Raw genomic sequence first — 24,178 nt, forward strand, 5'->3', positions numbered from 1 at the left:
TAAAAACATGAAAATACACAGAGAAGGTCACACATTGCTTTTTGTCTTACTCATCGTCTTGACAGTCATTAATGGTCTGGTCAATTACTTTTTTCCTGGAGAAGACACTTTATCTAAAGTAGTGCTATTGGTCAGTATATTATTTTATCTGATCATTTTGCAGTTCTTTAGAGTGCCTTATGTCAATACACCTCAAGATCCTAACTTAGTGTATGCACCCGCAGATGGCAAGGTAGTAGTCATAGAAGAGACAGAAGAAACAGAATATTTTCAAGGCAAGCGTAAGCAAGTGTCAATCTTCATGTCTCCAATCAACGTCCATGTCAATAAAAGCCCTGTGACAGGTCAAGTAAAATACTTCAAATACCATCCGGGTAAATACCTAGTGGCATGGCACCCAAAGTCAAGTACTGAAAATGAGCGTACTACGATGGTGATCGAAACTGCTCAAAAGACTGAGTTGCTTTTAAGACAAGTAGCAGGTGCTTTGGCTAAGCGGATCAAGTGGTATGTCAAAGAGGGAGACTTGCTTCCTCAAGGTGGTGAGTTTGGCTTTATCAAGTTTGGCTCAAGAGTAGATATCTACCTCCCACTGGATGCAGAGATCACTGTTGATTTGCAGCAAAAAACGAAAGGTGGGCGCACTGTCATCGCTAAGCTAAATCAGTAATTTATCCAAATTTATACATCGAAAAAGGCAATCTATCAACTGATGGATTGCCTTTTTCTTTTATGATCGACTAGCATTTAATAATCTAGGAGTTGCTGTAGCTTCATTTTAAAACGTGCCTTTGGAAGGAAGTTTTGTTCTAAGCTAGGCGCAAAAGGAACGGGTGTATCGAGTGAGGCTTCTCTCATCACAGGTGCATCTAGTAGCTCGAAACAATGTTCACTTATCCAAGCGGCTATTTCTGCACCGATCCCTCCCGTGAGACAGTCTTCATGAAGGATGAGTACTTTTCCAGTTTTGGCCACTGTAGCTTTTACGGCTTCTTTGTCCCATGGAAGAAGCGTTCGTAAATCTAGGATGTCTGCCGATATTTGGAGTTCTTCCACTGCTTGTTTTGCCCAGTGAACGCCCATACCATAAGTGATGATACTCACATCGGAGCCAGCGACTGCAAGGTTAGCTTTACCGATTTCTACAGTGTAGTAGTCATCAGGGATATCCTCACTGATCGCTCTGTAGAGTGCTTTGTGTTCAAAGTAGAGATATGGGTTAGGATCTTCAAGAGCTGCATTGAGTAGTCCTTTGGCATCATATGGGTTAGACGGATAGACGATCTTGAGTCCAGGTGTATGAAAAAACCAAGCCTCATTGGACTGAGAGTGAAATGGCCCAGCAGCTACACCTGCTCCTGTGGGCATTCTGACGACTACATCTGCATTTTGTCCCCAGCGATAGTGGATTTTTGCTAGGTTATTGATGATTTGATTAAAGCCACAAGTGACAAAGTCCGCAAATTGCATTTCGACCATTGACTTGTATCCTTTGATAGAAAGCCCTAGAGCTGCGCCGATGATCGCAGATTCGCATAGAGGCGTATTACGCACGCGATCTCTCCCATATTTCCCAACAAATCCTTCTGTGATTTTAAATGCCCCACCATACTCTGCGATGTCTTGTCCCATGAGGATCAGCTTATCATGCCGCTCCATATTTTGGTGAAGACTATCAGATATCGCGTCTATGAATCTTTTGTTAGATTTTTTATCTGTAGCAGGAGTGATTACCTTTTGATCAAAAGGGTAAAAAAGGTCTGCGACTTCTTCTGCTGTATAAGGCGTGATTGGCTCTTCTTCAAAGGCGATTTTGAGTCCAGCCTCTATTTCTTTTTTGATTCCTTGCCTAATCTTATCCTTAGTAGCTGAAGTGATTACCTGCTCTTTTAGTAGGTAATTCTCGAAGTTTTCTACTGGATCTTTTTTTGCCCACTCTTCAAAGAGGTGTGGAGGAACGTACTTGGTACCAGAGGCCTCTTCATGTCCACGCATCCTGAAGGTGATCGCTTCCACTAAGATAGGTCTTGGATTTTGGCGTAAGTCTTCTGCCAGCGTTTTGATACAGTCATACATGGCCAAGACATTATTGCCATCGACTTGTATGGTTTCGATCCCGTAGCCAGGTCCTTTGTCTATAAACTGCTTGAATCTATACTGCTCTTGATGTGGAGTAGAGAGTCCGTAGCCATTATTTTCTACTACGAAGATTACGGGTAGTTGCCATACAGCAGCGACATTCACACCTTCATGAAAATCTCCCTCAGAACTTGCTCCATCACCCGTGAAGACGAGTGATATTTTTTGCTCTTTAGCCAGCTTATGTGCTAAAGCTATTCCGTCTGCAATGGCTAGTTGAGGACCTAGGTGTGAGATCATCCCTACGACATGATAATCGGCCGCACCAAAGTGAAACGAGCGATCACGCCCTTTAGTGAAACCTGATTTTTTACCCTGAAACTGTGCAAAAAGCCGCGCTAGTGGAAGCCCTCTACCTGTGAATACTCCGAGGTTTCGATGCATGGGTAAGATGTACTCATCAGGTGCTAGCGCTAGTACAGAGCCTATGGATATAGCTTCTTGTCCCCAGCCACTAAACCATTTGCTGATTTTGCCTTGCCTGAGCAAAATGAGCATCTTCTCCTCTATCAAGCGAGGCATCAGAAGTGCTTCATAAAGTTTCAGGAGTGTCTGATCATCGTACTGCTTGCGATCAAAAGTCATCATAGGTGCTTGGGTTAGATTCCGATTTGAATTTACCAATCTATCCACAAGCCACAAGTCTGACCGCTGAAATAATTTTTTTCATTTCTTTCTTACTGTTTAGTATCTTTATCTATGGCTACAGAAAATGTGACATCCAATCCTTTTTTATTCAAATTCCAAGATTATCTCTGGGAGATAGTCTCTTGGTTTTGCTTGCTCATTTTTCTATACTATGCATGGCAGTACCAAGTGATGGCAGATGGTGAGACAGTGCCAGTACACTTCAATCTTAAGGGTGAACCAGATCGGTTTGGGGATGCCTCTGAGATGAATGTTCTCACTATTGTCTCTATATTTATCTTTTTGCTATTTAGCGCATTGATCTATTTCGCTCCTAAGATGCGCGTCAATATGCCTGGAGAAATCACAGGTGAAAACTTGATCAAAGCCCGACTAATCTTAAGAAGTTTTATGCGGCTGATGCGCTTAGTTTTATTGATACTTTTTAGCGCCTTGCTTTATAATCAGTTTGCTTTTTTGATAGAAGGAATGACAGAGATTTCTACCATGTTTTTAATCTTCGGGTTTATTGTACTTGACATGATCTTACTTGTTACTTTGTTAGTTCGGATCAGTTCATTGACTAGCAAGTAAGGGTTTATATTGATTGTGATTATTGTTGTAGAATTTTTATCGGATACTTTTTGAGTAAAGAGTCTATTGACTCAGGATTTTTTCTGCTTGTTCGGATGTTAATATCCGAGCTAAAGCCTTAATTTTAAGTTTTAAATAAAAGTCTTTTCATGATAAAATTTGAGCATTTTGAATTGGCCAATGGCCTTAAAGTCTATGTCCATGAGGATCATAGTACTCCGATGGCTGTTCTCAATTTATTATACAATGTAGGGGCGAGAGATGAGTTGGCAGATAAGACTGGATTTGCACATTTGTTTGAACACCTGATGTTTGGAGGCTCGGTCAATGTACCTAGCTTTGACGAACCACTACAGTTGGTAGGAGGAGAAAATAATGCTTTTACCAATAATGATATCACTAACTATTATATCACTTTACCAGCTGCAAATTTAGAGACTGCATTCTGGTTGGAGTCTGACCGCATGCTAAGTCTCTCCTTTGACCCAGAGGTACTAGAAGTACAGCGCAAGGTGGTCATAGAGGAGTTTAAGCAGCGCTATCTCAACCAACCCTATGGTGATGTATGGCTTAAATTGAGACCTTTGGCTTATCAAGAGCATCCTTATCGATGGGCTACTATCGGCAAAGAGATCAGTCATATAGAAGAGGCTACGATGGAAGATGTCAAGTCCTTTTTCAAAACGCACTATATACCTAACAATGCCTACTTAGTGATCGCTGGAGATGTCACACTAGAGGAGGCAAAACGACTCACAGAAAAATGGTTTGGTGGCATACCTGCTGGTAAATTATCATCTAAAAACTGGCCGAAAGAACCAAAGCAAAATAAAAAGAGAATCCTAGAAGTATCGGCAGAGGTACCTTCGGATGCACTTTACATGACTTTTCATATGTGTGGTAGACTAGATGCAGACTATTATGCTACGGATCTGATGAGTGAGGTACTCGGCAGAGGGAAGTCTTCTAGGCTTTTTAAAGAGCTTGTCAAAGAAAAGCGCGTATTCAACTCGATCAGTGCCTATATCACAGGAAGTGTAGATCCAGGGTTATTGGTGATTTCTGGTAAGCTCAATGATGGCTTTGATACGGTAGCCGCTGAGAAGGCTGTATGGGAAGTCATTCAAAAAATGCGAGAAGAAGGCATCCAAAAAGAAGAGCTTGAAAAAACTCAAAATCAAGCGGAAGCAGCCTTGCAGTTTGGAGAAGTGGAGTTACTCAATCGAGCCATGAACTTGGCCATAGCAGCCGCCATGGGTAGGCCTAACTTGGTCAATGAAGAGCCGCAGCTCATCAATGCTGTCACGGTAGCGGATGTCAATAGACTGGCCAAAGAAATACTTATAGAAGAAAACTGCTCAGTGCTCTACTACAATGCACAGAAGACAGTAGAGGTAATCTAATCAACTTGAACGATATGAATTTTAGAATAGGATTTGGCTATGATGTGCACCAGTTGGTGGAGGGAAAGGACTTTTGGCTCGGGGGCATCAAAGTGCCTCATACCAAAGGTGCCGTAGGTCACTCAGATGCAGATGTGCTTATTCATGTCATCTGTGACGCACTATTAGGAGCGGCTAATCTTCGAGATATTGGCTATCACTTTTCTGATAAAGATCCTAAATATAAAGGCATTGACAGCAAAATACTCCTCAAAGAGGTGATGGCACTACTCAGAAAGCACCACTATGAAGTGGGCAATATCGATACGACTATTTGTCTACAGCTCCCTAAGGTAAATCCACATATCGAAGAGATGAAGCAAGTCTTATCGGATGTCATGGCAGTAGCTGTTCAGGACATTTCTATCAAAGCGACTACTACGGAGCAGTTGGGATTTGTAGGAAGACAAGAGGGAGTATCTGCTTACTGCGTGGCCTTGATATACAAAGTCGAGCCAAATCATGAGCGCAATTGATCCTCAATCGATAAAAATAATCACTACGGAAGATGGATCGCATTCACTCTATCTTCCGCATCTCAATGAAACCTACCACTCATTTCATGGAGCATGGAGAGAGTCTATACATGTCTACATCAAATGTGGATTGGCTGCCTATCATGAGCAACATCCTGAGCAGAAGGAGATAGTAGTATTTGAGGTAGGCTTTGGTACAGGGCTCAATGCACTGCTAGCGCTTGAGTATGCAGATACGCATCAAGTCAAAGTTCATTTTCATAGCATAGAAGCTTTTCTCTTGGAGGAAAAATTTTACAAGGAACTGAATTACACGGCTATGGATCCTAGCTTCGAAAAATACAGCGCGAATTTTTTAACCATGCATGAAGCGCCTTGGGAAGCAGATGCCGAGATTAGTCCCTACTTTACCTTGCATAAGACCAAAGGTGATCTGCTTACTTATCCTTTCGAGTCGGATGTTTATGATGTGGTATTTTATGATGCCTTCGCTCCACGAAAGCAGCCCGAACTCTGGTCAGTGGAGATTCTTGAAAAGGTAGCAACAGCAATGAAGTCAGGAGGTATTTTCACTACATATAGTGCACAAGGCCAGCTAAAGAGAAATCTAGAAGCGGCTCATCTCCAAGTAAGTAAAGTGCAAGGCCCCCCAGGTAAAAAGGAAATGCTAACAGCTGTGAAGACCATATAAAAAAATAGCGTCCTGAGGGTCAATCAGAACGCTGTAACGGGTCAAAGGGTCTTTGAAAAAATGGTTTACTACTCTCTCAAAGATATCCCTCCAACATCAATGTATTGTGTCCTATTTGTTATGATTAGATGAATAAAATAAGCCTTTGTTAGTCACAAAGTATTTTATCATAATCCTCTTGTGTATATGTTTTATAGGCCATTCGTTCTCCTAAGTAGTTGAGATAGAGCACGACATACAGTCCTTCGATTCTCTTTTCTGCAAAGAAAACGGGTTCTTCTTCAGAGCCTATGTTAAATATATCATTGTAGGTAGGCTCGATCAGCTCACCTCTGACATTGCTCAGTACGCCATAAAATCGATTTTTATAGAAGATGATCAGCTTTTCTTTTTTATCCTTGACAAATGAAATGTTTTCAATGCCTTCATAGCGCTTTTGGCCAGTCTTTAGATCAAAGATCAGCCATGAATCACTGGTCTTTGCGAGCACTGTGCTATCATTCCAAGTTTTGATTTCGCTGAATTCAAAGTCGGCTATTTTTTTGCCATCAGGATCGATCAATCCTATTTTTCCACCTTTATTGACAGCAATGACCTGTTCACTGATGGCTTCTGGGTTACCATCATAGGCTGGTTCTATGATCTTTCCACTGGCAAGGTGATAGGCGCCAAACTTTCCTTTTAGGAAAATCGGGATGATTCCTTTCTCTAACTTACCAATGCCATCATATTTTAGAGGAAGCAGGGTCTTACCAGTAGAATCTATCAAGGCTTTTTTATTTTGCTTGTCCAATACGAGTAGATTGCCTCCGATAGCAGTGACTTGGCTATATTCACCAGCGATGATTTGTCTGCCAAACTGATTGAAGACTCTTTTGAATCCTTTCACATTAGTAGCGACTAGGATATCTCCGCCTGAGACACCCTGTGTATTGGCGATTTGATAATTGATATTGCCTGTTAGAGATGCTTTGACTCCTTTTTCAAAAAAACCGAAAGTGCTATCTGCTTTGTGTAAAATTACCAGCTGTTCACCAAGCATCTGCAAAGAGTCATAGTCAAACTGTGGAAACATGCTTCCTTGCTGATCTAAGAGCGTCCACTTCCCTTCTGATTTTAGTCCGAGCCAGTTTTTATTCCTCACCAACTGCTCGTAGGGCTTACTTCTGAGGTTGATCATATCCTCATGATCTACGAAGTATCGGTCTCCTTCTCGAATGATCCAACCTTTAGCAATAGGATAGATCAGATGGTCTGCTATGGGTATTTCTTCTTGTAAGTTGGCATCTAGTACTCCTTCTCTATCTTGGTCAAATACTTGTAAGAATTGTGGGCTCAAAAGCTCGAAATCTTCAAAGCTAAAAGTTAGTTTGATAGTCGCTTGGTTGACGATAGAGAGTAATTGTGACACATTGGTGACAGCTATGCGTCCTGCACGCTCGAAAATGACGAAATCAGAACGTACTAAGATATCATCGAACTGAGGAGGATAGATCTCTCTGCCTGAGAAAGCATGCAAGCCTACTTGACCATTTTTGACTACTCTAAATAAGCTAGGGTGTATCAATTCAATCTCTGAATAGCTACTTTCTAAGATGCGGTAACCTGATTTATGGATGACTCCCCAAGCGTTTTTTTCACGTATCTTGATCAAGCCATAGCCTAGATCTTCCGCATCTATGACAGGCCCAGCATATATCACGCGGCCATCTCTATCTCTGATTTCATAGGCATCTCTGCGATCTCCTGTGAGTAGGAAGTCATCTACTATTTTGTCACACTTATAGTCTTCGAAGATCTCCTTGAATTGGTTTTCTAGTACAGTTCTGCCTGACTGATCCATGAAGCCATAAGCTCCCTTTTCATAATTGATCAGTAAGAAGCCTTGGGTCAGATCGAGACTGTTTTGCAAAGAGTCACGTACACTGGCAAAAGCTGGCATAGAGAGGAACTTAGCTTCTGGATCTTTGGCCAATAAGCTGTGATAAGCGATATCTTGGGCTTTTCGCTTCCATACACTCTGAGGATACTGCTGGATGAAATCAAGCATGGCTTGAGGATCATTGGCAGATAGCTTGATTTCTAAAATATTTTTTTCAGCCTCCTTTCTATAAGGAGTATTAGGATACTGTTTCAAAAAAGCCTCATAACTTTCTAATCTCCTATCAGCGATTTGATTGTCAAAAAGGAGTTTTTCATAGCGAGACTCGGCTTCTTGGTATTCATCAGCATCAGGGTACCGATCCATGAAGGCTTTGTAACTCTGATAAGTATCTGCCTGAGCGGCTGCTGAAAAAGCCAAGGCATTGCGAGCTGAGATCGCTTCTTCTAGTTGCTGCGGAGCTCGGTGACGATCTATGAAGTCTTGATAACTATCCACAGTGTGGATGTCTTGCGCCACTTCGAAATTCAAGCTATCAATGACGGCCTTTAGATCTTCCAATACAGGTAGTGTTAGTCTTTGTTTAGCAAGCTTATTGATATCTTTTTCGCTGATCGAATCCATCAGATCGATTGCGTATAAGATGCTTTCATTGCTTTGGACTAAATCAAAACCGTAGTAACTCGTATCGGTTTGTACGAGTGCCTTTAGATAATAAGCCGAAGGATTATATGGATTTTTTGAGATAGACTTATCCAAGTATTTGTCTAGTTTTTCATAGTCCTGTTTTACGATTTGTTTGAGCCCTTTTTTAGGATTGGCCATTTGGGCCATCGCCAAACTGCTCATCAGGAGTAGATAAAAAATGATCAAGTAAACTTTGCGCTGCACGATGATATTGTTTTTAGAAAAAAGAATAGGCAATTACTATTCCCAAAAATAATCGAAAGGACTTAGAAAACAGGAATAAATTGTCTTGATGTTTCAGTCCACCGCCCATCAAAATCCTTTGTAGGTCAAATCGTTCTTTTAGTTTTTTGAGAAAAAATATCCTAGATTCATCACTTCAACGCATAATAAAACCGATATGAAGAAGATAACGCTGATTTTAGCATTTTTTGGAGCCATGCTCTGGAGCTACTCAGGGATGAGTCAAAGCTATTTTGATGATGGATTGGGCAAGGATTTTCACAAAGGCAGAAGAGATGCCCTCAGACAGCAAATGCCAGCTAATTCTGCTGCGATATTTTTTAGCAATCCTGTTCGCAATAGATCCAATGATGTAGACTACATCTATCATCAAGATCCAGATTTCTTTTACCTGACAGGACTTAGAGAGCCTAATTCTGTACTTTTGATCTTTTCAGAGCCTCAGATGATCGATGGCAAGTCAGTAGATGAGGTTATTTTCGTCCAGCCGCGAGATCCAAATGCTGAGATGTGGAATGGTATCAGACTAGGAGTCGATGGGGCTAAAGACATTTTAGGATTTGAGCATGCATATCTGAATGCTGAATTTGCAGGTTTTCCTTTTGATTATACCAAGTTGGATAAACTGATGACTTTGGGATTTGCTACAGATGCCAGAGATAGCAATAGCAAGGCAGATCTCGTAGACCTCATCAAGCAGTTCAAGGAAAACGCACAATTCCCAGAGGGTTTTACAGATCAGTCGCTTAAGCTCTATGAACTTATCCGCACTACCGATCAAGAGAGTAGTGCTAATGTAGCCACTGTGGTAGGTCGATATATCAGGATGTATCCAGAGTTGGCTGAAGATCAACTATTACTAGAATATCAAAAGACTAGCACTCCATCAGAAAGAGAAGCTATCAAAAGTAAAGTACCTAAAATAAATTTTGATTTGAGTTCTCTGGCACTCGTCATGAATAGCTTGAGAGAAGTCAAAACAACTGAAGAACTCAAAATGCTCCGCAAGGCAATCTCGATCTCTGCTGTGGGACAAGTGGAAGTGATGAAGGCTATGAAGCCAGGGATGAATGAGCGAGAGATTCAAGGCATTCACGAGTTTGTCTATAAGCGATATGATGCAGAAGATATCGGGTATCCATCGATCGTAGGTGCTGGACACAATGGCTGTATCTTACACTATATCGATAACAACAAGCGTAGCTTTGGTTCAGAACTGGTCTTGATGGATCTAGGTGCGCAGTACAGAGGATATACAGCAGATGTGACGCGCACGATTCCTTCCAAAGGGAAGTTTAGTGCAGAGCAAAAGGCTATCTATGAGATCGTCCTCAAAGCACAAGATGAAGCCATGGCAGCGATCAAAGCCGGGTTGCCTTTTGGTGAGATCAATAAAATCTCTCAGCGTGTGATCAATGAAGGGCTCGTAGAGCTAGGCATCATCAAAAGAGGACAGCGTCATAGATATTTCCCACATGGCACCTCGCACTATTTGGGGCTGGATGTGCACGACAGAGGTAATTATGGTCCTTTGAAAGAAAACATGGTGATCACTGTAGAGCCTGGCATCTACATCCCTGAAGGTAGCGACTGTGATCCAAAGTGGTGGGGCATAGCAGTTAGGATAGAGGATGACGTCTTGATCACAAAAGATGGTTGTGAAAACCTCTCTGGTCTAGCGCCTAGAACAGTAAAAGACATTGAAGCCATGATGGCCAAGAAGAGCATTTTGGAAGACTGGGTATTGCCTAAGTTGGACTGATTATCAAGATTGATATATAAATAAAAAGGTCAGTAGATAGATTTCTACTGACCTTTTTATTTGATATATGCGTATTATTTTTTCTTAAAATCTCCCCGTTTGATTGACTGGATGAATTGACTCCAAGCAAATGGATTGAGCAGTTGTAGTGGTCTTGGACCGAAGCGGTCATTGTAGTACATCATTTGCTGATTGGTGAAGTAGCGTTGACTTTCTCCACCTGTCATAGGCAGTTCCTCCATCATCCTGATGAGGAGTTGAGGATTGAGATTATCCCTCGTCATCATATTATCTTCTGTGATGTTGAGTGCTAGCACTGCCTGCTTGAAAGCCTCTTCTGTAGGAAATGGCGTGATATCTACTTGCGCGAGTTGTGTCGTGTCTGATTTGAGAGACAAGACCAAGGAATAACTGTCTCCTTCATCTGCAGGGATCACCACTGACTGTCTTTCAAAACCCACAAAGCTAAAAACCACTGTGTCACCAGCGAGTGTGGGCATAGAGAAATATCCATAAGGGTCAGATGTCGTACCGCGACCTGTTTTGGGAACAAAAATATTCACAAAAGGCAAACCTCTCGTACTATCTTGGTCTAGTATGACACCTGAAAATTGTACAACTTCTCTTTTTTTGGTTTGATCTTGTGCTATAGATTGTACACTCATCAGACAGATGAATACCATCACAGCTGCAAAGAGTCGATATTTGAGGGTAAATAGTTTCAAATCTTTCGGGTTTTATTAGGTCTTACGATTAACTTAGCCATAAAGTTAGCTAATTCAATCCTTTGTAAATTTAGGATAATGTATCCTATTATAAGACAAATCCAGTTAAAAAAGGTTAAATGAGACTCAAAAATTTCAGTTTGTCCTATGGCATGAGGATCTTCAAAGCTCTCTCTGAAGAACCTAGAGTGAGGGTTTTATATTTATTACTACAAAATAAAGAACTTTCTATTTCCGATTTAGAGCATATTCTGGATTTTACACAGACCAAGACTTCGAGGCACCTGACATATCTCAAAAACTCTGGATTAGTAGGCACCAGAAAGGTAGATCAGTGGACTTTTTATTACATACTAGATGAGGTCTATGATATCTTGCAACAAATATTCACTTATTTGGCTAAAGATGCCCAGCTGATCAAAGATCAAGAAATCTATCGTATCCTCTACTCTAACCGTGAGCTGGCTATCAACAAAATCGAACATCAACGCTATCGCAATTCTACATTTTGAAAAAGTACAAACACCTCCTCTTTGACCTAGATCATACGCTCTGGGACTATGACCGCAATGCCTTCGAATCCCTTTCAGATCTTTATCACCAGTTTGACTTGAAGTCTCTCGGCATCCCTTCAGCAGATGATTTTTTCAGTACTTTCAAGCGAGAAAATGGTGCGCTGTGGAAACTACACAACGTAAATCTAATAGATAAAGCTGGTATCCGAGCAAACCGATTTCCCAATATATTTAAAGCTTATGAGATAGATGTAAGGGCTGTACCTTGCGATCTCGAACAGGCCTTTAATCAACTCACGCCAGCTAAGCAGCACCTTCTGCCAGGAGCCGTAGAGATACTAGATTATCTGAAGAGCTCATATGCGCTACATATCATCACCAATGGCTTCGAAGATACGCAATACACCAAGTTGACAGCTTCTGGGATTTCGAACTACTTTGATGTAGTAGTGACTTCTGAGTCAAGTGGTTTTACCAAGCCTGACAGGCGGATATTTGACTTTACGCTGAAACAGCTAAAAGCAAAACCCACTGAATGTTTGATGATCGGGGACAATGCCGATACAGATATCCTCGGAGCGATCAATGCAGCTATAGATCAAGTGTGGTTTAATCCACATCATGGAGTCACTCAGACAAAGCCAACTTATATGATCAATATGCTAAAAGATTTAAAAGATATTCTATGATATAATTTATTATAGTATTACTTTTATATTATTAAGGATATGTTCATGAAAAAGTATTTACTAATTACCTTATTTTTTATTTCCTCTTATTCTGTTTTTGGTCAGCATTATGATATTGGTGTTCATGGAGGGATGTTTACTCCTATTGATTTTTGGTTTTATGAACGAGGTGAGGTAGGTCTTAGTGGGGGTATTAAGTTCAACTATCATTTCAATGATAAGCTTTCTATATCATCAAACTATTTTTATGGAGATTTCCACTATGTCCCTCAGTCGACCAATTTGAGGTCTAAGGTCACTTTTAATGTGGTCTCTTTTCTAGTTTTCAGAAAGTTTAATTTGAAAAATGATTGGAAGATTCATTTTGGGACAGGTTTTGGCTACTATTTAGAGCATCAAGTAGGTGAAAGGAATAGCCTGTCAGGATTAAAAGAGTACGATAGAGATTTGACTATGCCGATTGAGATTAATCTTAATAAAGAATTGTATCAAAATGTTGTCTTAGGTATTAAGACTGGAGTTTTTCTTTCGCCTTTCTATTGGTTTGGTGGTTTTCACATTGGTCCAGAAATAAGTTATCGATTTTAATTTTACGAATGATGAAAAAGCTCCTTTTGTTGCTCTGTTTCTTACTTTTTGGACTAGCCAATCTACAAGCGCAAAAACTTGATATGACTATAGGTTTTGGAAGTTATAGAGTTCCAAATCAGGTGAAATACGAACTTCCAAGAGAAGGTTTTAATACAAATTTTGGATTGATGTATCAATATAATGAATACTGGGCATTTGGCACAGGGGTAAACCATTCGGCCTTCAATTACTACAGGGTGTCGCTGATGTCTACACCCATGGCGATTGGAGATTTTGACATTACTGGCAGAGTCAATTCAGGTCACTTGTATTTTTTAGGACAAAGGAAATTCAATCTGCCTTTAAAAATTAATGGAGCCATTGGTATCGGACTTGGAGGTTATATAGAGGCCAATGAATACTATGTAGCAGTAAATTTCGATGAAGAAAGAGCACTGTATACTGGAATGACTTGGAATCGCGATATTGAGACGGGCCTTCATTTTCCAGTCATTTATAATTTGAAAAAAGTGATAGCCAACAAAATCCACGTTGGGATAGAAGGAGGACTATTTTTTGACAGAAGTCTGAATATTAGAGGGATTTTCTTTGGACCAAAAGCAGGAGTTTATCTTTGAAAAGCATATCCAACCGACACTTGTGGCGTAAAGAGATCAACGCGATCTGAAGTAAAAAAGGGTGTAAATCCAGCTCTCCAAAGAAAACCTGAATCTGACACTCTTCTATAACCAAGAATTCCACTGAATTGAATTCCTCTATCAATTCTTCTAGGAAATGAATATGTGTTTGTCGATAGGTTTTGTGATATGACTATCACTGTAGCACCTAGACCAAGTTCTAAAAACCCTTTCCTTTTACCAATCAATAAGTTTGCTGCTATGGGTATTGTTGCTATTCTAGCTCCATCTAGTGCACTGTAGCTTAAGCCCACTTTTCCTCCAAGACCATTTATTTGATCTTTTAGCCTCAAATCATAATTGAACGAATAAAATATTCCTGCTCCCAACCCCTCTAAATACACAGCTTCGCGTTTACTTGTATTTTGACAAATTGCTGAGGATAAGCATAAAGCACTGAATATAAGAGCAATCAAAATAATTTTAGTATAATCCATATCTGTAAAATTTAATAAATATATACTTTATTAATAAATATTATTAAAATTTTTAAATAAAATATTGTTAAATCGTTTTTAGTTGATTGTGAATTGAGAATCAATAAAACCTAAGTATGAAAAGGCATTACAAGTCATATTCCTTATATTTGCCACATTTAGAAATCAAATAAACTCAAATACAATATGCTAAAGGGTTTTTTCAATGTACCGACTCCTGTGAATGAACCGGTACTCAACTATGCCGCTGGATCAAAAGAACGAGCCAATCTTCAAAAAGCAATCAAAGAAGCTCGAAGCAAGCAAATAGATGTGCCGATGTATATCGGAAGTGATGAGATCCGCACAGATAAAAAACGTGCGATGACACCTCCTCACGATCATCAGCATGTACTTGGATATTTCCACGAAGGAGATAAAAGTCATGTAGAGCAAGCGATCAATGCTGCTTTAGGTGCTAAGCATGCTTGGGAAAATATAGCTTGGGAACAGCGTGCGGCTATCTTTCTAAAGGCAGCAGATTTGATCGCAGGACCATACAGAGCTAAGCTCAATGCCGCTACCATGCTCGGGCAGTCTAAAAATGCGTATCAAGCTGAAATCGACTCAGCCTGTGAGTTTATAGATTTTCTAAGATTCAATGTCAAGTATATGACGGAGATCTACGAACAGCAGCCTCCAGTCTCTGGCAATGGCGTGTGGAATAGAGTAGAGCAGCGACCATTGGAAGGCTTTATCTTCGCTTTGACACCTTTTAACTTCACAGCGATCGCAGGTAACTTACCTACAGCTCCAGCCATGATGGGAAATACGATCGTGTGGAAGCCTGCTTACACGCAGATCTACTCAGCGAGTGTACTGATGGAAGTGTTCAAGGAAGCTGGAGTGCCAGATGGCGTGATCAATATCGTCTATGTAGATGGCCCTACGGTAGGTGAAGTGGTATTCAACCATCCAGATTTTGCAGGGATTCACTTCACAGGTTCTACAGGAGTCTTCCAAAACATCTGGAAAACCATCGGAAATAATATCCATAAGTATAAGTCATACCCACGTATCGTAGGAGAGACTGGTGGTAAGGACTTTGTAATCGCGCACAAGTCTGCCCACGCTAAGGCACTTGCTACAGCACTCTCTCGCGGTGCTTTCGAATACCAAGGTCAAAAATGCTCAGCGGCATCTCGAGCGTACATCCCATCAAATCTTTGGGAAGAAGTCAAAGGGTATCTTTTGGCTGATCTCAAGTCTATGAAAATGGGTGGCACGGAAGACTTCACCAACTTCATCAATGCAGTGATCGATGAGAAATCTTTTGATAAAATCACTAACTATATCAAAGAAGCACAAGCAAGCGACATGGTAGAAATCATCGCAGGCGGTAAGTTTGACAAATCTAAGGGCTACTTCATAGAACCTACGGTGATCGTCACTAAAGATCCGATGTACAAGACGATGCAAGAGGAGATCTTCGGGCCAGTACTTACTATCTACGTCTATCATGAAGATCACTTCGAAGAGGCGCTAGAGTTAGTGGATAGCACATCACCTTATGCTTTGACTGGGGCGGTGTTCTCTCAGGATCGCTACGCACTAGAGCTAGCTTCTCAAAAGCTAAAAAATGCAGCGGGTAACTTCTACATCAATGATAAACCTACAGGTGCTGTAGTAGGTCAGCAGCCATTTGGTGGAGCGAGAGCTTCTGGAACCAATGACAAGGCTGGCTCTATGATCAACTTGCTCAGATGGGTTTCTCCACGTACGATTAAGGAGACATTTGTACCTCCTGTAGATTATAGATATCCATTTTTAGAGGCTGATAAGTAAGCATTTGACTTTAGTATAAGAGGCTGTTTCAGAGATGAGGCAGCCTTTCCTTTTTATAGACATATCATTTTTAGCCAAAGTCTTGATTTTTTAATCATATCTTATGCTGATCCAATCAATTATTTTACTTTTATACCAAACAAGTTTTACATAATATATCAAAAAATGAGACGAACAATTTTTTATGCTGTAACAAGTGTAGTTCTTTCACCCATATTATTTTCTTGTGGAGGTGATGGTGAGCAAGGAAATAAAGGTTTGACGACTATTGAAGTGACAGATGAGTTGTACGCTGCGGATGAGTTGTATGATGAGGTGGAGTTTATCCCACTTCAAAACACTATAGAAGCTCAGATGAAAGTATTTGGATTAGATCCATTTATGGTATCTATAAAAGACGCTGTCTTCATAGTGACAGATGGTTATAAAGATCCAAAAGTGCACAAGTACTCTCTTAAAGGAGAGTTTATCTCAAATTTTGGTAAAAGAGGAGGAGGTCCTGGTGAGTATGAGTCTATCGATTATTTGGAATCAGATGGTAAACATTTAATTATTATATCTCAAGGAAACCTGCTTTACTATGACGCATCGACTCTTGATTATGTTAAAACAGAAAAATTGTCCGCAGATATGGCTTGGAACTTCACAAAGCTTGAAGATGAGAAATGGTTCACAGCTTCTTTTTCAGATATTGAGGTGACTGATGGAAGATATTTTAGACCTTATACGATTGAAGACATAGCTAGTGGTAAAATAGACACATTACCAATCAAAGTGCCATTATTGGTAGAAGAAATGGAGAGTAGTGGGTTTGTCTTTAGTCAAGATAAATTGTGGATAAACATACCACTTTCTGACACAATTTATACCTATGAAGAGGGCTCAATGAGACCAATTATTTATCTCAATTTGGCTGATCGAAATCTTCCTAATTCGGAGAAATTTATTTCTGGAGAAAATGACGTGATGTCTTTGTTGAGGGAGCAAAAGTATGCATTTAACATAGGCCCAATGACTAAGGCAGACGATGTCTTGAAGCTTAAAGTATTTGGTGTGAAAAGAAATCCAGAAGGAGTGAATATGCAAGATGAAACTACGATTCCTATCAATGATCTTTTTATAAATATCAAATCTGGTCAAGCCAAACTTGCCAAATCAGCAGCCTCTTTTTCAGATAGTGGATTTACCAAGGATGGATATTTCTATCAGTTATTGTTTGTAGAGCGTTGGCTTAGTCACTTGGAGTCTGGCTTCTTTGGCAAGCATACTGAAAAGCTACAAGAGGCGGTCGATAATTTGACGGATGGAGAAGACCCGATCTTGGTCAAATATAAGATCAAGTTTTAGTAATAGTAGCACAGGATAATACCTGTGCTATTTTCATTTTTAAGCATATTTTTCAGTGATTGACAAGTTTGTCGTAAACTTGTCACAGACTTGACGCAAGTATATGCCGTATCTGACAGGCATCTTTGTGCGAAACAAATCAACGAAAGTCTATGAAAAATAATACCCTGGCTAAAAATGTAAAGGCACTGCGAACTAAGGCGGCACTTTCACAAGAACAACTCGCTGAAGATGCCAAGCTGAGCCTGCGTACTATCCAAAGAATCGAAAATGGTGAGTCAGAAGCCAGAGGAGAGACACTCCGACAGCTTGCCATAGCATTAGGCGTCAGTCCAGATGAGCTCATCGAGTGGACGGCTCAGGAAGACAATGGCTATCTAGCCGTGCTGAACCTTTCCGCTTTGAGTTTTATTGCGTTTCCGCTACTGGGGATTTTGTTACCGCTCATCTTGTGGCTACTCAAAAAGGATAAAGTATCAGGAGCTCACGAGGTGGGTAAGTCAGTACTCAACTTTCAGATTACTTGGACGATCATATTTTTCACAAGCTATATAGGTTTAGTAGTATCTAAGATTTTGAATGCGTTTGATAGCGGAGAAGTGAGTGCGAGTTATGCGGGAAGTACAAATGGGGATATCAGCCCTAGCATGTTAGGAAATGCTTTGACTCTAGGCTTTGTCTTAGTTTTGAGTTTTTATGCACTCAATATCATACTGACAGTCGTCAATGCTATCCGTGCTTACAAAGGTAAAAGTGTGAAATACTTCCCTGTATTCAGGTTTATCAGGTAGCAGCGGGCTTTTACTTTATCAAGCCAAGGCTTTTGATTACCTTTGTGAAAAATCAGCATACATTGAAGACGAAAACACTCAAAAAAGATAAAGTAAACATCGTTACGCTAGGTTGTTCTAAAAACCTAGTGGACTCAGAAGTGATGCTTACCCAGCTCCGTGGCAATGCCATCGATACTACACATGAAGCTAAAAAAAGTGATGCCAATATCGTCATCATCAATACTTGTGGCTTCATCGACAATGCCAAGCAAGAATCTATCGATACCATCCTCCAGTATGCAGATGCAAAGGATAGAGGACTGATTGATAAAGTTTATGTGACGGGATGTCTGTCCGAACGATATAAGACAGATTTAGAGCAGGAAATCCCACAGGTAGATGCTTTCTTTGGTACGCGTGAGCTGCCAGCATTGCTGAAGAAATTCAAAGCTGATTATAAACATGAGCTAGTAGGTGAGCGGATATTGACTACATCGAGTCATTATGCCTATATGAAAATCTCAGAAGGCTGTGATAGACCTTGCTCGTTTTGCGCGATCCCGCTGATGCGTGGAGGTCACGTGTCAAAACCAATAGAGCAACTGGTCTTAGAAGCAAAAAATCTAGCCGCAAAAGGTACAAAAGAATTGCTCTTGATCGCTCAAGACTCTACATACTACGGTTTGGATCTTTATAAAAAACGTAATCTGGCAGAACTGATGAAAAATCTTGCTGGTGTGGAGGGAATCGACTGGATCAGGTTGCATTATGCTTTTCCGACAGGCTTTCCGATGGACGTCCTTGATGTGATGGCTGATTACCCTAATGTATGTAAGTATCTAGACATACCGCTACAGCATGGATCTACAGATGTCCTCAAGGCGATGCGGAGGGGAACTACTCGTGAAAAACAAGAAGAACTCATCCACACCATCCGTGAAAAAGTCCCAGGCATTGCTATCAGGACGACATTGATCGCGGGTCATCCAGGAGAGGGGGAAAAGGAGTTTCAAGAAATGGCGGACTTCGTAGAACGCATGAAGTTTGAGAGGCTAGGTATCTTTACTTATTCTCATGAGGAAAATACCCACGCCTTTGGTATGGCAGATGATGTCCCTCAGGAAGTCAAGCAAGAGCGTGCTAATGTCATCATGGAGATCCAAGAGCAGATCTCTTATGACTTGAATCAAGAGAAGATTGGCCAAACTTTTAAAGTGTTGATTGATAAAAAAGAAGGTGGCAACTACGTAGGTCGTACAGAGTTTGACTCTCCAGATGTAGACAATGAGGTGCTGATAGATGCCAAAGAAAACTACCTCAGAGTAGGAGACTTTGTCAACGTTCAGATCACCGATGCCACAGAATTTGACTTGATCGGTAAGCCAACTACCTGATATTAGAAAGCAGCTTCGGCTGCTTTTTCTTTTGTTTTACACCAGCGGTGGGGGATTTTAGAACTCTGCTTGAAAATTTGTAGTTTAGATAGCAGCAAAGTCAACAGACAAAAACCAACAGACATGACGCACGAAACGATAGCGCTGGAGCAAACCGGCCATTTTGCCCCTATTTTTTTAGATTATCTCAAACAAACACCTCAACTTAAGCCATACTATAGCTACTTCCCTACTTTAGATAATTTCAAGCAGGCAATTGCTGACAAGCAATTCAGCCAAGCCAACAGAAACATTTTAGCGGATGTATTAAAATCCCAGTATGTTACAACTGAAGGTGGTGATCAAGCAATGGCTCAGATCGAAAAGCTACAAAAAAGCAATACTTATACAGTGACTACTGGTCATCAACTTAATATTTTTACTGGACCGCTATATTTCATCTACAAGATCGTCTCTACGATTAATCTGACTAAGCAGCTGAAATCACAATATCCTGATCAGAACTTTGTGCCTATCTACTGGATGGCTAGTGAGGATCATGATTTTGAAGAGATCAGTCATTTCTTACTTTTTGGTAAAAAATACCAATGGGAAACTAGTCAAACAGGTGCTGTAGGACGTATGAATCCACAAGAGCTTAGTGCGATCTTAGAAGAAATGCCAGAGAAGCCAGCGATTTTTGAAAAGGCCTATTTAGGCCAGAAGACTTTGGCAGCTGCTGTGCGTCAGTATGTGCATGATTTGTTTGGAGCAGAGGGATTGGTAGTGATCGATGCCGATGATAGTCGATTGAAGAAAATTTTTGCCCCAATCATCAAAGATGATTTGATAGCAAATAAGGCTAATGAACTGGTAGAATCTACCACTCAGTCACTAGCTGACTTAGGATATAAAAGTCAGATATTCCCTAGGGAGATCAATTTCTTTTACCTCAAGGATCATTTTAGAGAGCGCATCGTGAGAGAAGGAAATCACTTTGAGGTGCTCAATCAAGGCATTCAGTTTACCGAAGAGGAACTATTAGCAGAGCTTGAGCAATATCCTGAGCGCTTTAGCCCTAATGTTGTGATGAGGCCACTCTATCAAGAGAGTATTTTGCCCAATATCGCTTATTTAGGAGGGCCTGCTGAGGTAGCTTATTGGATGCAGTTAAAAGGAGTTTTTGCACATTATCAAGTAGCATTTCCAGTGTTGATGCCGAGAAATTTCGCCCTTATTATCAATAAGACTAGTGCAAAGAAAATGGAAAAGTTGGAATTGACTACTACACAGATTTTCCAAGAGTTTCATGAGCTTAAGCATGCTTATGTTACTGCCAATGCTGATTCATCACTTGATCTAGGTCCGCAACGAGATGCTATTGAGAAGGTATTTGAGAGTTTGAAAAGTAAGGCGCATCAAATAGATCCTACGTTAGAAGGCTTCATAGGCGCAGAAGCAAGCAAGGCGCTCAAAGGACTAGAAAATATAGAAAAGCGACTAGAAAAGGCAGAGGAAGCTAAGCTAGAGACGGGCATCAAGCAGATAGAAAGTATCAAAGAAAAACTCTTTCCTGGTGGAGGGCTTCAAGAGAGAAAGGAGAATTTCCTTAACTTTTATCTAAATGACCCAGACTTTATCAAAATACTTTTGACTCATTTCGACCCCTTAAATTTCAGCTTTAATGTACTGACAGATGAAGGATAAAGCAGCACTCAGAAAGGCATATAAGCAAGCAAGATTAGCAATCACTGAAGCTGAGTTTGCTGGTAAATCTGCGGAAATCTATGCTCGACTGTTGCCGTGGCTCGCTAACCAGTCTGTTCGAGGTATCCATGTCTATATGCCCATAGAGAAGCATCGAGAGGTAAATACCAAGCCAATTTTAGAGGCGATATGGTCCAACCCTAAGCAGCTAGCGATTACTTCTATCAGTGATTTTTTTCAATTAAGCATGCAGTCGTTTTTGATTCATCCTGATACTGAATTTCAGAAGGATGCTTGGGGAATACCCAGTCCCATAGGAGCTGAAGGTGTAGCCGAAAAGGCTATAGACATTGTAATTATCCCACTCTTGGCATTTGATTTGCAAGGATACAGACTGGGTTACGGCAAAGGTTTTTATGATCGTTTCTTGAAAATCTGCCGAAAGGATGTACTGAAAGTAGGTATATCACTTTTTGAACCGGAAGACTCACTTCCGGTAGATCCGCATGACGTGAAGATGGATTTTTGCTTTACCCCGAGTCAATTATTTGAATTTTAAACAAAACCAAACCTAAGATTATTATGAAAAGGATTTTTGCAGTTGTTGCTCTTTTTTTCACCATTGGCGTGGCCTCATCTATGGCACAAAGTTACAATACTGGTATCGGTATTAGAGCTGGATTTGAAAGTGGACTTAGTGTAAAGCATTTTCTTAACGAAAAGGCAGCCTTAGAGGGTATTCTCGGCTCTAGATGGAGAGGCGTGACGATCACAGGTCTCTATGAGGTGCACAATGACATTGCGGATGCACCAGGCTTAAGATGGTACTATGGTGGTGGTGCTCACATCGGATTTTACGATAGCTATAGAGATAGACCTTGGGGTGATCCTAACAGAGATTATACAGTAGTAGGTATCGATGGTATTTTAGGTCTGGAGTACACTTTTAGTGAAGTACCTATTAACCTGTCCTTAGACTGGAAACCAGCCTTTGACTTCAATGGTGACAGAGGGTTCTGGGCTGATGGGGCGGCACTATCTATTAGATTTGTATTTTAATAACCAAACCATATCAATTTAAAAATCGGCTCATATGAGCCGATTTTTTTGTTTTTAGGGTGGTGATAAATTTTTTTTTTAAAAAAATGTATGCTTCTCAAAACCTTTTAATCGTATTTAATGTATATACATTGAATACTAATAGCATTAATGATGAGAATAGAAGATGTGATCAAGCAAAAGGCATTTAAAGATGAGTATAATAAGGTCATTGTGAATATGCTGTACACCAATAGCTGGATTATCTCTGAGCAAACTAGACTGATCAAGCCATATGGTATCTCTCAAGAGCAGTACAACGTCCTCAGGATCTTAAGAGGTCAAGCTGGCAAACCTATCACGATCTCATCTATCCAAGAGCGTATGCTCAACAAGATGTCAAATGCTTCAAGACTGGTCGAAAAGCTGAAACAAAAAGATATGGTGACTCGCGCAGAGTGTCCTAACGATCGCAGACAAGTAGATGTCTTGATTACCCAAAAAGGACTTGGTCTACTGCATGAGCTGGATGAGCAGATTATCAATCATAACAGGGCTATCATACAGCTGACAGAAGATGAAACAAGGTTATTGAATGACCTTTTAGATAAGTTAAGAGGCTAAGGCCTTTTTATTTGAATAAATACATGTATATACAGTTAATAAGGAAAGGAATCAAATGAAAACGATCATAGATAGAGCAAATACTAGAGGTAAAGCCAATTTTGGTTGGTTAGATTCTAGCCACTCTTTTAGCTTTGGTAGATATTACAACCCTCAAAAAATGGGTTTTGGTCTTTTACGTGTACTAAATGACGACTACATCGCACCGGGTACTGGTTTTGGTAGACATCCGCATGACAATATGGAGATCATCTCTGTGCCGATTTCTGGAGGACTAGCACACCAAGATAGTGAGGGAAATGAGCATGAAATACGTGCTGGCGAAGTACAAATCATGTCCGCAGGTACAGGCATAGAGCATGCTGAGATGAATTTGTCTAAGACAGAGACAACAAATTTCCTTCAGCTTTGGATCTTTCCTAAGCGTCAGAATATCAAGCCAAACTATGCACAGAAAAGCTTCCCTGCTGCAGAGAGAAAAAACAAAATACAGACTATAGTGTCTCCTACTGATGAGGAGGCTCTATGGATCAACCAAGATGCGGTACTCTCTCTAGCTAATTTTGAAAAAGAGCAATCTGCTGACTACAAATTTCACTTTAGTGGAAATGGCGTCTATGCCTTTGTGATCAAAGGACAGATCGCAGTAGGAGACCAAGTGATCAATCAGCGTGATGCTATTGGAATATACGACACGGAGCAGTTTTCTTTCAAAGCCCTCGACAATGCAGAGGTACTTTTGATAGAGGTTCCTTTGAATTAATACTATGCTACTAGATATTATCAAGAACAGAGTCAGTCCAGTCATATTTGACAAGAAAGAATTGACCGAAGAGCAGATAACAACATTATTGGAAGCCGCGAGATGGGCGCCTTCTTGCTACAATGAGCAACCTTGGCGTTTTTTTGTCATCAAAGGAGATAAGGATATCAGACAGAAGGTGATGAATACGCTTTTTGGGACTAACCCGATCATGGTGGCTAATGCACCACTCCTACTAGTGACAGTGGCTAAACGTAAGCTAGACATGACAGGAGAGGTGAATGCCTACAGCTGGCATGATGTAGGACTCGCTATGGGTCAGCTTGGATTACAAGCTACTTCTATGGGGCTAGTGCTACATCAGATGGGAGGATTTGATCATGCGAGAGTAAAGGATATCCTCAAGCTAGATGAAAACTTAGACGTGATCTCTGTGACAGCTATCGGATATAAAGGTCAAGAAGCTGATATCCATGAGTCACTCTTAGCTAAAGCAGCGAAACCTAGAAGTAGGAGAGCACTAGATGAAATCGTAACATATTTATAATCTAT

The 24,178-nt window shown here is 40.6% G+C and carries 24 protein-coding genes; 20 read left to right on the plus strand and 4 right to left on the minus strand.

What is annotated here, in order from left to right:
* Positions 1-7 precede the first annotated feature (7 nt).
* Entirely contained in the window at positions 8-670 is a 663-nt protein-coding gene (locus tag I5349_RS06965) for a phosphatidylserine decarboxylase family protein (RefSeq protein ID WP_226390025.1), read from the plus strand.
* A gap of 77 nt (positions 671-747) precedes the next feature.
* On the opposite strand, the gene I5349_RS06970 is transcribed toward I5349_RS06965, so the two are convergent.
* Complete coding sequence (locus I5349_RS06970; RefSeq protein ID WP_226390156.1) at positions 748-2,724, minus strand: alpha-ketoacid dehydrogenase subunit alpha/beta; 1,977 nt, start codon at positions 2,722-2,724, stop codon at positions 748-750.
* Between the two features lie 114 nt (positions 2,725-2,838).
* Here I5349_RS06970 and I5349_RS06975 point away from each other — a divergent pair, with 114 nt between their 5' ends.
* The 4 genes from I5349_RS06975 to mnmC2 all read left to right on the plus strand — a co-directional run bounded on the left by I5349_RS06975 (position 2,839) and on the right by mnmC2 (position 5,969).
* A complete protein-coding gene (locus I5349_RS06975) occupies positions 2,839-3,360 on the plus strand; it encodes a DUF1648 domain-containing protein (RefSeq protein ID WP_226390026.1) in 522 nt (173 codons plus the stop codon).
* A 149-nt stretch (positions 3,361-3,509) separates the two neighbouring features.
* Positions 3,510-4,763 (plus strand): M16 family metallopeptidase, encoded by a 1,254-nt coding sequence (locus tag I5349_RS06980; protein WP_226390027.1) that lies wholly within the window; start codon positions 3,510-3,512, stop codon positions 4,761-4,763.
* Between the two features lie 14 nt (positions 4,764-4,777).
* On the plus strand, positions 4,778-5,278 hold the full coding sequence (gene ispF, locus I5349_RS06985) for a 2-C-methyl-D-erythritol 2,4-cyclodiphosphate synthase (RefSeq protein ID WP_226390028.1): 501 nt from the start codon (positions 4,778-4,780) through the stop codon (positions 5,276-5,278).
* A complete protein-coding gene (gene mnmC2 / locus I5349_RS06990; protein ID WP_226390029.1) occupies positions 5,265-5,969 on the plus strand; it encodes a tRNA (5-methylaminomethyl-2-thiouridine)(34)-methyltransferase MnmC2 in 705 nt (234 codons plus the stop codon). Before ispF ends, mnmC2 begins: the two co-directional genes overlap by 14 nt.
* 148 nt (positions 5,970-6,117) lie before the next feature.
* Here mnmC2 and I5349_RS14280 read toward each other — a convergent pair whose 3' ends face one another.
* Positions 6,118-8,742 carry a WG repeat-containing protein gene (locus I5349_RS14280; RefSeq protein WP_226390030.1) on the minus strand — a complete coding sequence of 875 codons (2,625 nt, stop codon included), beginning with the start codon at positions 8,740-8,742 and terminating at the stop codon, positions 6,118-6,120.
* 196 nt (positions 8,743-8,938) lie between these two features.
* Here I5349_RS14280 and I5349_RS07000 point away from each other — a divergent pair, with 196 nt between their 5' ends.
* Positions 8,939-10,543 (plus strand): aminopeptidase P family protein, encoded by a 1,605-nt coding sequence (locus I5349_RS07000; RefSeq protein ID WP_226390031.1) that lies wholly within the window; start codon positions 8,939-8,941, stop codon positions 10,541-10,543.
* 74 nt (positions 10,544-10,617) lie between these two features.
* Here the strand turns inward: I5349_RS07000 and I5349_RS07005 are convergent, their stop codons facing one another.
* Entirely contained in the window at positions 10,618-11,268 is a 651-nt protein-coding gene (locus I5349_RS07005; protein WP_226390032.1) for a carboxypeptidase-like regulatory domain-containing protein, read from the minus strand.
* Between the two features lie 119 nt (positions 11,269-11,387).
* On the opposite strand from I5349_RS07005, the gene I5349_RS07010 reads away from it, so the two are divergent.
* Genes I5349_RS07010 through I5349_RS07025 form a run of 4 tightly spaced genes read left to right on the plus strand, consistent with a single transcriptional unit; the run spans position 11,388 to position 13,680 of the window.
* A complete protein-coding gene (locus tag I5349_RS07010) occupies positions 11,388-11,780 on the plus strand; it encodes an ArsR/SmtB family transcription factor (RefSeq protein WP_226390033.1) in 393 nt (130 codons plus the stop codon).
* A complete protein-coding gene (locus I5349_RS07015) occupies positions 11,777-12,472 on the plus strand; it encodes a YjjG family noncanonical pyrimidine nucleotidase (protein WP_226390034.1) in 696 nt (231 codons plus the stop codon). The genes I5349_RS07010 and I5349_RS07015 overlap by 4 nt, the downstream gene beginning before the upstream one ends.
* 45 nt (positions 12,473-12,517) lie before the next feature.
* A complete protein-coding gene (locus I5349_RS07020) occupies positions 12,518-13,060 on the plus strand; it encodes a hypothetical protein (protein WP_226390035.1) in 543 nt (180 codons plus the stop codon).
* A gap of 11 nt (positions 13,061-13,071) precedes the next feature.
* A complete protein-coding gene (locus tag I5349_RS07025; RefSeq protein ID WP_226390036.1) occupies positions 13,072-13,680 on the plus strand; it encodes a hypothetical protein in 609 nt (202 codons plus the stop codon).
* On the opposite strand, the gene I5349_RS07030 is transcribed toward I5349_RS07025, so the two are convergent.
* Positions 13,671-14,177: a hypothetical protein gene (locus I5349_RS07030; protein WP_226390037.1), complete on the minus strand. Its 507-nt coding sequence runs from the start codon at positions 14,175-14,177 to the stop codon at positions 13,671-13,673. The genes I5349_RS07025 and I5349_RS07030 overlap by 10 nt on opposite strands.
* A gap of 186 nt (positions 14,178-14,363) precedes the next feature.
* Here I5349_RS07030 and pruA point away from each other — a divergent pair, with 186 nt between their 5' ends.
* From pruA to I5349_RS07080, 10 genes are all read left to right on the plus strand, one after another.
* Positions 14,364-16,001 (plus strand): L-glutamate gamma-semialdehyde dehydrogenase, encoded by a 1,638-nt coding sequence (gene pruA, locus I5349_RS07035; protein ID WP_226390038.1) that lies wholly within the window; start codon positions 14,364-14,366, stop codon positions 15,999-16,001.
* Between the two features lie 165 nt (positions 16,002-16,166).
* Positions 16,167-17,348, plus strand: coding sequence for a DUF4934 domain-containing protein (locus I5349_RS07040; protein WP_226390039.1), 1,182 nt, complete (start codon positions 16,167-16,169; stop codon positions 17,346-17,348).
* Between the two features lie 152 nt (positions 17,349-17,500).
* Complete coding sequence (locus tag I5349_RS07045) at positions 17,501-18,139, plus strand: helix-turn-helix domain-containing protein (protein ID WP_226390040.1); 639 nt, start codon at positions 17,501-17,503, stop codon at positions 18,137-18,139.
* A 62-nt stretch (positions 18,140-18,201) separates the two neighbouring features.
* On the plus strand, positions 18,202-19,515 hold the full coding sequence (rimO, locus tag I5349_RS07050; RefSeq protein ID WP_226390041.1) for a 30S ribosomal protein S12 methylthiotransferase RimO: 1,314 nt from the start codon (positions 18,202-18,204) through the stop codon (positions 19,513-19,515).
* 123 nt (positions 19,516-19,638) lie between these two features.
* Positions 19,639-21,201, plus strand: a complete 1,563-nt coding sequence (bshC, locus tag I5349_RS07055; protein ID WP_226390042.1) for a bacillithiol biosynthesis cysteine-adding enzyme BshC — start codon at positions 19,639-19,641, stop codon at positions 21,199-21,201.
* Positions 21,191-21,760, plus strand: a complete 570-nt coding sequence (locus I5349_RS07060) for a 5-formyltetrahydrofolate cyclo-ligase (protein ID WP_226390043.1) — start codon at positions 21,191-21,193, stop codon at positions 21,758-21,760. The genes bshC and I5349_RS07060 overlap by 11 nt, the downstream gene beginning before the upstream one ends.
* A 23-nt stretch (positions 21,761-21,783) precedes the next feature.
* A complete protein-coding gene (locus I5349_RS07065; protein ID WP_226390044.1) occupies positions 21,784-22,260 on the plus strand; it encodes a hypothetical protein in 477 nt (158 codons plus the stop codon).
* 153 nt (positions 22,261-22,413) lie between these two features.
* Positions 22,414-22,863 (plus strand): MarR family winged helix-turn-helix transcriptional regulator, encoded by a 450-nt coding sequence (locus tag I5349_RS07070; protein WP_226390157.1) that lies wholly within the window; start codon positions 22,414-22,416, stop codon positions 22,861-22,863.
* A 55-nt stretch (positions 22,864-22,918) separates the two neighbouring features.
* Positions 22,919-23,626: a pirin family protein gene (locus I5349_RS07075; RefSeq protein WP_226390045.1), complete on the plus strand. Its 708-nt coding sequence runs from the start codon at positions 22,919-22,921 to the stop codon at positions 23,624-23,626.
* A gap of 4 nt (positions 23,627-23,630) precedes the next feature.
* A complete protein-coding gene (locus I5349_RS07080) occupies positions 23,631-24,173 on the plus strand; it encodes a nitroreductase family protein (RefSeq protein ID WP_226390046.1) in 543 nt (180 codons plus the stop codon).
* The last annotated feature ends 5 nt before the right edge of the window (positions 24,174-24,178 follow it).

It is taken from the genome of Penaeicola halotolerans, from assembly GCF_016464625.1.
Classification (GTDB): domain Bacteria; phylum Bacteroidota; class Bacteroidia; order Cytophagales; family Cyclobacteriaceae; genus Penaeicola; species Penaeicola halotolerans.